General features: G+C 41.5%; 10 protein-coding genes. 9 read left to right on the forward strand and 1 reads right to left on the reverse strand.

Annotated features, from left to right (window positions below):
* Window positions 1-19: 19 nt before the first annotated feature.
* The 6 genes from GM920_RS06980 (at window position 20) to GM920_RS07005 (ending at window position 8,679) form a co-directional block, all read left to right on the forward strand.
* A complete protein-coding gene (locus GM920_RS06980) occupies window positions 20-4,009 on the forward strand; it encodes an FtsW/RodA/SpoVE family cell cycle protein (RefSeq protein WP_182954843.1) in 3,990 nt (1,329 codons plus the stop codon).
* A 12-nt stretch (window positions 4,010-4,021) separates the two neighbouring features.
* Window positions 4,022-4,816 (forward strand): FHA domain-containing protein, encoded by a 795-nt coding sequence (locus tag GM920_RS06985; RefSeq protein ID WP_182954846.1) that lies wholly within the window; start codon window positions 4,022-4,024, stop codon window positions 4,814-4,816.
* A gap of 9 nt (window positions 4,817-4,825) precedes the next feature.
* Complete coding sequence (locus GM920_RS06990) at window positions 4,826-6,376, forward strand: serine/threonine protein kinase (RefSeq protein WP_182954848.1); 1,551 nt, start codon at window positions 4,826-4,828, stop codon at window positions 6,374-6,376.
* A gap of 204 nt (window positions 6,377-6,580) precedes the next feature.
* Window positions 6,581-7,165 carry a hypothetical protein gene (locus GM920_RS06995; RefSeq protein WP_182954851.1) on the forward strand — a complete coding sequence of 195 codons (585 nt, stop codon included), beginning with the start codon at window positions 6,581-6,583 and terminating at the stop codon, window positions 7,163-7,165.
* Between the two features lie 198 nt (window positions 7,166-7,363).
* Window positions 7,364-8,236, forward strand: a complete 873-nt coding sequence (locus GM920_RS07000; protein WP_182954853.1) for an SH3 domain-containing protein — start codon at window positions 7,364-7,366, stop codon at window positions 8,234-8,236.
* 32 nt (window positions 8,237-8,268) lie between these two features.
* Entirely contained in the window at window positions 8,269-8,679 is a 411-nt protein-coding gene (locus GM920_RS07005; protein ID WP_182954854.1) for a DUF1579 family protein, read from the forward strand.
* Between the two features lie 226 nt (window positions 8,680-8,905).
* Here the strand turns inward: GM920_RS07005 and GM920_RS07010 are convergent, their stop codons facing one another.
* Window positions 8,906-9,751 (reverse strand): AraC family transcriptional regulator, encoded by an 846-nt coding sequence (locus GM920_RS07010; protein ID WP_182954856.1) that lies wholly within the window; start codon window positions 9,749-9,751, stop codon window positions 8,906-8,908.
* An 82-nt stretch (window positions 9,752-9,833) separates the two neighbouring features.
* Here GM920_RS07010 and GM920_RS07015 point away from each other — a divergent pair, with 82 nt between their 5' ends.
* The 3 genes from GM920_RS07015 to GM920_RS07025 all read left to right on the forward strand — a co-directional run bounded on the left by GM920_RS07015 (window position 9,834) and on the right by GM920_RS07025 (window position 12,116).
* Window positions 9,834-10,775 carry an NADP-dependent oxidoreductase gene (locus GM920_RS07015; protein WP_182954858.1) on the forward strand — a complete coding sequence of 314 codons (942 nt, stop codon included), beginning with the start codon at window positions 9,834-9,836 and terminating at the stop codon, window positions 10,773-10,775.
* A gap of 147 nt (window positions 10,776-10,922) precedes the next feature.
* Window positions 10,923-11,270, forward strand: a complete 348-nt coding sequence (locus GM920_RS07020) for a hypothetical protein (RefSeq protein ID WP_182954859.1) — start codon at window positions 10,923-10,925, stop codon at window positions 11,268-11,270.
* A 195-nt stretch (window positions 11,271-11,465) separates the two neighbouring features.
* Window positions 11,466-12,116 carry an HAD family hydrolase gene (locus GM920_RS07025; protein WP_182954861.1) on the forward strand — a complete coding sequence of 217 codons (651 nt, stop codon included), beginning with the start codon at window positions 11,466-11,468 and terminating at the stop codon, window positions 12,114-12,116.

Consider the following 12,116-nt stretch of genomic DNA (forward strand, 5'->3'; position numbering starts at 1 on the left):
TCAACAAATTAATCCTCCTATGGCCAAACAAACAGCAAACCTCCAAAACAGAAAGGTTGAGCGTATCTTTTTATTGCTCAGCACACTTGTATTGGGTGCTTTATTTGTGACGCTTTATTTTATCCAGCAGCAAACATTTAAGGAGGTACATCCGCGTTTGACGGAGGGTACCATGGTTAACTTAAATGATGCGGAGCCTGGTAAACGAATCAAAAAACTCCTGATTAAAGGCTATTACTTTGAGGACAAGCAGGACATCAACCTGATTGAAGAAGTGGTGACCAATCAGGTTTTACTACATAAAGAGGCCATTGACAATATCGGCGAGCTGAACAAGCGCAAATTCTTTGTTCCGGCAGATATTGCTTTTTCAAATGGTGGGAAGAACTTTAAAGAACGGGTACTTGCTTCGCGCTTATTATTGGGTTTTACCGGAGCCGATTCCTTAAAATATACTCAGGAACAGCGGCACCCTCAACAATTACCAGCGGTAAAAGACTTCGCAAAAGGTAGCTATGGGCTAAGTGGAAAAATCACGGACACTGCGAATCGAGCCGTTGCTGGAGTTTTGGTACGCTTACAAATGATCCTTCCTCAGGACACTGCTTATACCGAGGACGAGGTGGTCAATGATTTCATTGCCTATTTAAGAACAGATGCCAAAGGCGAATACCATTTCCAACATCTCCCTGACAATAAAGCTTACAGTGTGCTTCCGCTAAAACCAGGCGCTCAGTTTGGAAAATCGCAGGGGCTGCAAGAGCTGGACAAGGAGGTTACGCTTAATTTCAGACAATCACCACATAGCATCAGGCTTTTTTCGACACGGGATTTCAAAATCCTTAAAAAGGAAAAGTCGCTGATTGTCCGTACACCAGAAAATTACAACCAATGGTATTGGATTATTGTTGCTTGTTTCTTTAGCGGCTTCTTCGTACTTCATTTACTCCTACAGGCCAAATATCCGAAGGCCGATCAATTGATACTACCCATTATCATGCTGATGACGGGGCTATCTTTTCTTACCTTATTGAGTTTGCAAGATCCCCTACGTGATCGTTTCCTGGCTCGGGATAGTCTTATTTTTTATGGCTTGGGCATTTTAAGTATGGGCATCATGCTCTCCTTAAACATGCGCAAATTCAATGTAGACTCCCGCATATACCGCATGTTGCTGGTTAAAAATGCATTCAGCAAGGCCAAGGGCTGGCAATGGGCAATTTTGGCCTTGTGTTTATTGGCCTTTACCATCGTTTTTGGTACCGGCCCGGAAGGTAGTGGTGTCAAGGTCAACTTATTTGGTGTACAGCCCAGTGAAATTGTAAAATACGCCATCATCCTGTTTCTTGCAGGTTTCTTTGCGACCAATGAACGATTCATTACGGAATACAGCAGTTGGAAAAAACGTTATTTCTTCTTTTCTTTTGCTTTAATTGCCATTCTTGGTGCCATACTATTGTACTTGCTGCTGGGTGATCTTGGCCCGGCCATGGTGGTTTGTTTCACCTTTATCATCCTCTTCTCTTTTTCACGTGGAGATTTTATGATGATGCTTACTGCCATCATGATCTATGTGTTTAGTGCATGGTTACTCAATGTATGGATTGCGACATTAGTCACGGCGGCACTCGTTTCATTGATTATGGTGATCAACAAAAAAACCAGTGAATCTGCCATCATGATTGTGGTGGTGATGGCTGCCTTTTTACTGATCGATCAGGTTCCTTACCTGGACAAACTTATTCCTGGGCCTGTAAACAGGCTTAGTGAACGTAAATCGATCTGGCAGGATCCATGGAACAACGAAGTATATGGTGGTGATCAGGTTGCCAATGGAATCTGGGCGATTTCCAGCGGTGGCATTAATGGTCAGGGAATTGGTCAGGGCTTTGCCAAAACCATTCCTGAAGCGCATACCGACATGATTTTACCAGCTATTGGTGAAGAATTTGGCTTGGCCGGGATTATAGGCATATTTATTTTATTTCTGGTCTTTTTACACCGGGCTATCCTTATTGGGCGGCAAACGGGAATGCCCTTCCTGTTTTACTTGTCTGCCGGAGTGGGCATCAGCTTATTCATACAATTTTTACTCATCGCAGGAGGCTCTACAGGTGCCTTGCCCTTATCGGGAGTTGCATTGCCATTTATCAGTTACGGCGGTTCTTCACTGGTTGCCAATATGCTGGCAGCAGGTTTCCTACTGGCCGTCTCCCTGGTTAAAGGCACCGATGTACAAATGAATTACATCACCAAACAACAAGATAAAAACCTGGTTCCGGCATTACTTGCAGCGAGCGTTGCCATAGTTTCACTGGGGGTTACGGTAAGTAGTTACATCATTCACAATAAAAAATGGGTGGTTCAACCGGCATTGGTTGCGGATAAAAGTGGTTCACGTATGTTCAGTTATAACCCGAGAATTGCCATTTTAATGAACAAGCTGGCTGCTGGCGACCTCTACGACCGAAATGGCCGGATTCTGGCTACTAGTAACCCTGAACACATTAAAAAGCAAGAACAGGAACTTAACAACTCGGGGATCAGTTACAATCTGGATTCAGCGGCGCACAAGCGTATGGACAGATACTATCCTTTTGAAGACCAGTTGTTTTTCTGGGTTGGTGATAACAATACGAATGTTTTTAACGGCAGCACCAATGGTTATTTTGCCGAGTATGAGCATGCTGCAGAACTCAGGGGCTTTCATACGCCAACGGTTTCCTTCAATACCCATGCGCATAAATATCGGGAGAACAGATTCCTGCCAAGGGGCGTAAAGGAAATGACAGTCAGCAAAAGAGATTATGCTGCATTAGCGCCACTTTTATTATCTGGTATTAACAGCAACGAAGTTGAGGCCTTTAAAAAACGGAATCGCAATGTGAAGCTGACTTTAGATGCGGCTTTACAAACGACCATTCAAAATACCATGGCTCAGGATACGGCGATCAGAAACAGTCGGGTTTCGGTAGTGATTATGGAAGATGCGACTGGTGACGTATTGACATCAGCCGTTTACCCCCTCCCTCCGGTTAAAAACTGGGATTTGCTAAACATGAGCAGCACAGAACAGAATAAACTGGTTGGATGGTATACGACCTCAGATTTGGGTTTTACCACCGCCACCCCTCCTGGATCGACAGCCAAAGTATTAACTGCTATGGCTGCTTTTAACAAGCTGGGGCTTGATGCGGCGAAGAAAACATATACTGTAACTACAGCGGAGCGTATTCGAACCAAAGGCATTGAGCCTGATGAAACGGGGCGGATTGACATGGAGTCTGCAGTCGTAAAATCGAACAACGTGTACTTCATAAAAATTGCGAATGAAGAACACCTGCAAGATGAAATGGCCAACTTATATTTAAAAACCGGTATGTTTTTACATGGCGTTGGTGGGTATTACTATGGCAGAGACAGCGCGAATACCAAACAAGAAAGTAAATGGCGAAGTCTTTGGGAGAAGACAGAGTTTAATACCAAACCGAAGTATGATCCAGCGCGGATTCGTCGGACCAGGGCAAAAGGCATTTCAGGAATGGCCTGGGGACAAGGTGAGCTGATTGCTACGCCTGCTTCGATAGCCCGATTGGTTTCCGGGGTGGCGAATCATGGCAAGCTCGTTGCGAACCGCTATGTATTAAAAATTAGTGACTCGGCGACTTCAGTGAACCCTGCCGTTAAGATTGCCAACAACCCTGAATATGCGGATATCATAGGCGGTTACATGCTCAAGCAAAGTGCAAATAAAACCAACTTGCTAGGCCTGAAGGTAGCCGGAAAAACAGGCACACCGGAAAGGGTCTGGAAAGGTGGAAAAATTAACGACGGCTGGTATACTTTTTATGCGCCTAAGGCCAATGGAAAAGGACATATTGTAGTCTGTATCAGAATTGAGTCTACACGTGGCTCAAGTCGGGCGGTAAGGCTTGCCGGTCAGCATGTGATCCCTGCCCTGCTCAAACTAGGCTACCTGAGTAAAGAACAAAAGAACGAAGACATTTAAAAAAGAGATTGTATGTTTAATCTATTTAATAAGCGTAAACCAGAGCCATTGCAGGATGTAAAAGCCATCAGAGAGGCATTGCTGACTGCTATAAAGCAGGAGCTTCAAAAACTTGAAGGCGGTGAAGGCAAGCACATTAAAGGCCTCGCTCTACTCCTGGCCTGTTTGCCAGCTGAAAATTTCCTATATGAATCTGCTGTTTTTGCGGATGATGAAATACGATTTAAGAATGAAATCCAGCGCATCGTTGATGATTTTGCGATAGATTTACCGGCGGACTGGACATTGCAGGTTAATTTCGTTACGGAATTGCCGGCAGATGCCATAAAGTTAGCCAACATCAATGCCGCACTTTACATCAGAACGCCGGAGCATGTGGTGGTGACTAAATCTAAAACAGCTTATATCCGTACCTTGAATGGTGAGTCGGAAAAAACGGAATATAAGATCAGTGCTACAGATGGGAAGATCAATATCGGCAGAGCCCCAAAAGTTCAGGTGAGTGATGGCTTTTTTAGGATCAACCACATTGCATTTCTTGATGCCAGCACAAATGAGGCTAATAAATTCATCAGCAGACAGCATGCGCATATAGAATGGGATAACAATACCGGATCTTTTCTTTTATTTGCCGATGAAGGTGGGATTCCTCCACGAAATAAGGTAAGAATGCGGTCGGTAGGCGACCATACCCCCGTAAAACTAAACGTCGCTGAACTTGGACATACCTTACAAGAAGGCGATCAGATTATTTTAGGTGAGCTTGCAGTTTTGGAATTTAGTTATATTGAACACAGTAATTATTAATATTGTACAATGAGTAAAGTTTTTACGATAACAGAGGGATTAGAAAATCTGGGTGCTTTAAGTACAGGTGGCCAGGGTTCTGTATATAAAGGTAAACGGGTAGGAACCATCATCACCGCAGTGAAGATTATGCCTACGCCGATACATACAGAAAGTGAGGATGATAAGAACTTCATCAGGTTTAAAAACGAGGTAGAAAAGCTCAAGAAGGTTAATGAAGTACCAAATCCCAATGTGGTAAAAATATTGGGATCCGGACTTACTGAAAGTGGCTCCTTTCCTTTTATCGAGATGGAATACATTGAAGGACCTGATCTTGAGAAACTTTTAATGCCTCCTCACCCACCAATATTCACGATTAATGAGTTGATTAAACTGGCGGAGCAGTTGGCCAATGCATTGGCTCATTGCCACCGTGTAGGTATTAAACATGGTGATGTAAAAAGTAACAACGTAAAATTCAATACGGAAACCGGCAACTATGTATTGCTGGATTTTGGCTTGGCGATCATGTCTGACGAGCAACGCAGAACTAGTCTGCGGCATGCCGGTGCGGTAGAGTTTATGGCTCCGGAACAGCACGATGGCGAGATGTTTTTTCAGACGGATATATACAGCTATGGCATTATCCTTTATGAACTGCTTGCAGGAACGGTTCCTTTCCCTTTGATCAATAAGAACGAAAGCTCGCGCAATCAGGTCATGATTTCTCATATGGAAGCTGAGGTGCCAGACCCGGTGACTTTACGTAACAACCGATTACCGGAAAGCTGGGATGCGGAGAAGCGAAAAAAGGAGGCCAATGTGCCTATATGGCTGTTGCAGGTCATTAAAAAATGTTTAGAAAAGCGCCCTGAAAATCGATATGTGAATGGTGCTGCTTTGCAGGATGCCATTATGCATAGGGGTGCTGATACGATAATACCTGTTGCTCAATTACCAGCAAAGCCCGCTCCTCTACCTCCGAAAGAAATCGTTCCCGCAACACCAGCAGGCGATCAGGTAATGGTATCGAAGCCTGTTTTTGCGACCATGATTTTATCACTTCTGATCTTAGGTATGCTTGCTGTTTACGGCCTTTTCATGAAAGGTGATGGTCCAGCTGTCCATACCGTACCCATAGATTCTTCAAAAATTACGGCAGTGGACACCACGAGCACTGAAACACATGATGAGCCCGATACGACGGCAGTTACCGTACAGCCGGTTGCCATTGACACCGCAGCTCAGAAAGTTGAAATTGATAGTTTGAAGAAAGAATATGAGGCGCAGATGGCTGCCGCAGCAAAGCGTGCAGAAGCAGAAGCCAAGGCAAAAGACAATGCAGTTGTGATTGTGAGCGAGGGTAAAAAATACCAGTTGCCTAAAGGAACTATTTATTTTTATGAAGCAGCAAGTCCTACTTCTCAAAAAAATGGGGTGCTGGGTTTATGGAACAATGCCAAGTTTAACGTCATTGAGGAAGATAAAGGTTTTATTTATGTCACGCATACGGCCAAAGACGGACAAGTGACCAAGGGTTGGTTAAACAAAAACGACCTTAAAGAATTAAAGGAATAAGCTGAGCTTATTCCTTTTTTTATAATCAATTTAGCGATACCTGTTTACAATTGATTTTACTCCTCTTAAACCCCATGATTAGCAAGTATCAGGGGGTTCCATTCCGCTCTGAAAATGAATAATTCCATAAAAATCTATTCTTTTTTTCTTTTCTGTGAGTAAACGATGGCACGCAAGCCTTACCTTTGCGGAAAAATTATCATAATGAACAATATCACTCCATATCCAGTGCTGGAATGCGTTGTAAGCATCATCGAGGATGTCATCAGCGGCATTAAAGTTGACTACACTTCTGAAAGCAAAGCAACCCTGATAGATGGCAATGCAGGCATACTTTTAGAGCAACAATCTGACAGCAACGGAAATCTGACAATCAACATTAAAGACCCGAAAGATATTATACTCAGTGAAGACTTATTGCCAGATCTGCAGGAGCTACATAAAAGTGCTAAAGGAGCATTAAAAACTGAATTAGAAAAAACGACCATTATCATCAATGGACTAGATGTAGAAACGCAGCTGGTATACCAATCTGCAAAAGATGCCTTTGACCAGATTAGCAACAGCTATGAGTTTGTAAAAACGCTTGAAAAAGAAGTTAGTAAAATTAAGAGCACCTTGAAGTTTGGAAGTAATGTATTTGACCTTACGGTATCAAATGAGCAAGGTCAAATCTTGATTAGCCCTGAGTTTGCTTCATCCTTTAATGCAGCCATCCAAAAAACAGTTGAAGATGACGCGCTTAAAGTACAAAACGTGTTAAACATCATGTTTAAAGAAAACAAATAGTAAAACATTAGCGCTTTTCCATAAAGATCAGCACCACATAAAAGAGCCCTTATTGCTAATCTAGCATAAGGGCTTTTCTGCTTTCTTAGTTTTAGCAATTTAAGCAGTATTGATTGTGGCAATACTCAAGCTATTTTTCCCCATTAGAGAATAATCATTTGAATTTTAAATTATAGTGTTTTTTTGTTTCTTTGCACTATGTTAAAATATATTTTTGTCGCATTATTGATCGTTAATGCTTCTTATATTCAAGCACAGGAGGCTCCTGCGGCTTATGCTGCTGCTGATGAATTTAATCTTTGGAATAAAAAGCTAAATGACACTGCCTACGTTTTTGCAGATATCGCCTATCTACGAGACAACCCGAGTTTAAAAGGGAGTGTTCTAGACTCCTTGACTGCCGGAAGCAAGGTGGTCATCAAAAGTGAGGCTTACAACAATACCTTGATCAAGGATTTTTATGCGCCTTGGTATAAGGTAGAATATACCGTTGGGAAGCAGAAACGTGCTGGATTTATCTGGTTGGGCTTGCTTGCATTGGGTACAAATAAAGACAAAGAAAACCAACTCTGGATGTATGGTTTCAACAAATATCCGAACCGATCTAATGATGAAGCTCATCTTGCGCTTTGTGAAGTTAAGATTTTGAATCCGTCGCAACATGTAGTTGGCCGAACCTCATTTTTAACAGAAAAAGGCGGTCAAACTTTTACAGAAGCAAAAGTCATGAATAATATGGGCTTAATGGGTTTACAAGCAATTTACCGTATCGGATTTTTAGGGGAAGCTTGTGGCGTAGCAACGAACCATTATTATGTGGGCTGGACAGGTACGGAGTTTTTACGCTTACCTGAAAAGAGTAATGTTGGCGATGCTGGTGTTTTTTACCATGAGGAAAAGTTGATATTCCCCTCAGAGCATAAACTTGATTCCGCGCTGATTATAAAGGACATCACTGACGGAGAGGTCATAGATCCTAACCAGAAAGAATTAACTTTCAAGGAAACCAAGAAGCGAGAGAAATACATTTGGAATGGTAAAATTGCCAGTCAACTGATCGAGATGAAATAATTGTAAAATCCACAATCCAATTGAACAAGCATATGAGAAAAAACGAGGAAGCCTTCAATCAATTGAGTAAGTTCATTGGGAGCTGGGATACAGAAGGAACTATCCCTTCTTCCAGTCAGGCTCCAGAAATAAAAATCATAGGAACCGATACTTATGAATGGATCGTGGACGGTTTTTTTGTACTTCATCAGGCAGATGTGACCATAGGAAAGGATACCAGTAAAACGCATGAAATTATTGGTTATGACAGTTTAAACCAGCACTACACGATGCAACATTATGACAATCAGGGAAACTCTGGACTGATGACTGCAACTGTTCATCATAATTCCTGGACTTTTACAGGAGATAGTTTAAGATTTAAAGGCGGATTCAATGAAATTGGAGATGTGTTTTCTGGTGTATGGGAACAACTTAGGGATGATAAAACCTGGTTCATTTAATGGATATCAAACTATCTAAAAAATCTTAGTTTTAAGAGATGATCAATCATTTGGAACTGAAATATTCTAAGAAATTTTAATTGCCACACAATATTTAAGCGCAATAAGCGTCTTATATGGGAGAGCGTTAATTTAGAATAAGGGAAATGGTCATCTGATCATTTCCCTTTTCTTTTGCTAAAAGTTCCCGCGCGATTTGCCACGTTTTTAACGCAGGTGCCAATGCTCAGCTAGCATTCATTCTTGCCTTACGATATGCCGAAGGGCTGGCTCCCTTATACTTTTTAAACATCCTGTTCAGATGGCTTTCATCCGTAAAATTAAACTCCCTGGCAATTTCACCAATGCGAAGTTTGCTATGTAATAACCTATTTTCAATAAGTTTCAGTTTATACTGCATGAGGTAGTCCTGCAAGGTTTCGTTGGCATGCTTCTTAAAGTAACGCCCCATATAGGATTCCGAAATCCCGAATGTTGCACCCAAATGCTCGGTGGTCAATTTTTCAGGATTATAAATATGACGCTGGATATATTCGAGAATGTCCAGTGCTTTTTCCTCCGATTGCTCATTGATCTGTTCCGGTAAGGATTTAGCGATATTCCTGGCTACTACAATAATCAACGTATTCACCAGCTGGCGGATCAGCTCTTTATTGTAAAGATCCCGATTCACGTATTCCCGGATAATGGCATTAATCATGGGCTCTACCAAGGTTTTATCTACTTGATTTTTTAATATACAACCAGGCTGGTGATTGGCATGCTGCAGAATAAACTCCAGCTTTTGAACATTTTCCTGAAGTATTGCAGAGTTTTTAATGTAGATATTGTTAAAACGAATGAATAAAAACTGAGTAGTCTCCTCAATATCAAAAGAATGACAATCGTCAGGAGTGATCAGGAACAGGTGTCCCTTGCGATAATTAAATCTATTCTTATTGATGCATTGTTCTCCTGTTCCGGAAACAATGTAAACCAGTTCAAAAAAACTGTGCTCATGTGCTTTTTTAGGGCATTCATTCAATTCCTTAAAAACGATCTCAAATGGCTCGTAAAGACTTTCCTTATGCATGGCACGAATTTACTGATTTAACGAATAGATGTACAGAGATTTTAATCACAATAGCGCTAATTTTATTAAAAAATAAGACCTCATGAAAGCAATCATATTAAAGGAATTTGGCTCGGCAGATGAGTTACAGATCCAGGAAATACAGCCCCCTGTTATCAAAGAAGCTGAAGTATTGGTTCGGGTAAAAGCAATCAGTATTAATCCGGTAGATATAAAAACCCGTGAAGGAAAAGGGGTATATGGAAAGATAAAGGACGAGAAGCCAATGATTCTCGGTTGGGACATTTCTGGAATTGTGCAGGAATCAAGATCTGAAAAATTTAAAGTTGGGGATGAAGTATTTGGCATGGTTAATTTTCCTGGCCATGGCAAAGGATATGCAGAATATGTAGCTGCGCCGGCAAGTCAATTGGCTTTAAAGCCCAGTCAGGTGAGTCATACTGATGCCGCAGCAGCTACACTAGCCGCTTTAACGGCCTGGCAGGTATTGGTAGATCATATGAAAATTAAAGCTGGCGATCGCGTCTTGATCCATGCGGCAGCAGGAGGAGTTGGTCATTATGCCGTTCAGATTGCCAAAAATTTGGGTGCTTATGTGATTGGCACTTCCTCCGCAGCAAAGAAAGATTTTATCATGAGTTTGGGTGCAGATGAACATATTGACTATACTGCTGGTCCTTTGGAGCAATTCACCAACAACATTGATTTTGTATTGGACACCATTGGTGGAGATAATATTGACCACTCTTTAAAAGTGATGAAAAAAGGTGGAACGATTATCAGTATTCCTTCGGGACTACGGGAAGAAGTAACCGAAAAAGCGAAAGCCATGGGTATCCATGGATATTTCACGATGGTACAGTCTGATGATCACCACATTCCTCATATTGCCGAATTACTAAAAAACGGAAAGCTAAAATCACATGTTTCTCAAATCTTTAACTTTGATCAAATGGCAGAGGCCCACAAAGCTTTGGAGACTGGCAGAACACAGGGCAAGATTGTCCTGACTGTGAACGTTTAATATACTGGAAATACTAATGCATAAAGCCGATGACTTATCCATGAAGTCACCGGCTTTATATTCCTTTCAAATCAATTAGGAGAAGAACCGGGCACATCATTAAGAATTGCTTATTTAAATTGTACCTTGCCATTTTTTTAAATAGAAATGGAAAATCAGATCCACAAGAGTTTCAAAATAGCATCCTACCTAATTTTCGCAGCCATCCTCATTGACTTAATTGTTGGTGTCATTCACAGTCGAGAAAACGCAAATTTTGACATTAGTATTGGCATAGAAACCTCATTGATGTTCATGACATTAGGATATTTTGCATTCATTGGAAAGCATTGGGTAAAATGGGTGGTTTTATTTGTGACTGTTTTGAGTACTATTCCGCTATTGGTTATGCCGGATCAGTCCATGACCGTGCCTTTCGCTTTACAACTGTTTTCGGGTTTCCTAAAAATCACCTCTATTTTACTCCTGTTTTTAGTACCCAAACAAAAGCCTTAATTCGGATTTAATTTACAGCCCAAATTTTATCTGATACCTCCTACCCTTATTTCTTACCTGCTTATGCTACAGGGAAAATAAAACAATTGGCTCTAATCCTTGGCAAAGAAGACTTTTATCAGAACAGAAGTAGCTCTTCCGCGCAACCAAGTTCAAACCAATGTTTGATTTTATTGTTATAATCAAAATTTAGGTATGAAAGATTCCAAAATTAAAGTGTGTTTTTTTGACATTGGCGGTGTCCTGTTGAATAACGGCTGGGGACACCAGTCCAGGCAGCTAGCTTCTGAGCGATTTAACCTCAATCATGAGGAGATGGAGGTGCTCCACAATTTCATTTTCAATGTATATGAGATTGGGAAAATCACTTTAGATGATTACCTGGAAACTGTGGTGTTTAATCATCCAAGATCATTCAGTAAACAAGATTTCAAGGATTTCATGTTTGCACAGTCGCAGGCCCTCCCTGATTTTTTGCCCTGGTTAAAAGAATGGAAAAAGACCTGTGGGTTTAGGCTCATCTCGATCAACAATGAAGGTAGGGAAATCAACAATTACCGCATTCAGAAATTTGGCTTACATGACTGTTTTGATGCGTTTATTTCTTCTTGCGAAGTGGGTATGCGCAAGCCGGATCCGGGGATTTTTAACCTGGCGATGGGGATTGCACAAGTCTCCCCTGAAGAATGTCTCTACTTTGATGACCGGTTGATGCTGATGCAGGCTGCTCAAAAACTTGGCATCCGCAGCTTTCATCATCAGGGTTTTTCAGCCACGAGGGAGATTCTGGAATCCCATAAACATCCTTTAACACGAGCCCTAAATTCAGATCAAGCGATAGGCTAA

The sequence above is a fragment of the Pedobacter gandavensis genome (assembly GCF_014172405.1).
GTDB lineage: Bacteria > Bacteroidota > Bacteroidia > Sphingobacteriales > Sphingobacteriaceae > Pedobacter > Pedobacter gandavensis.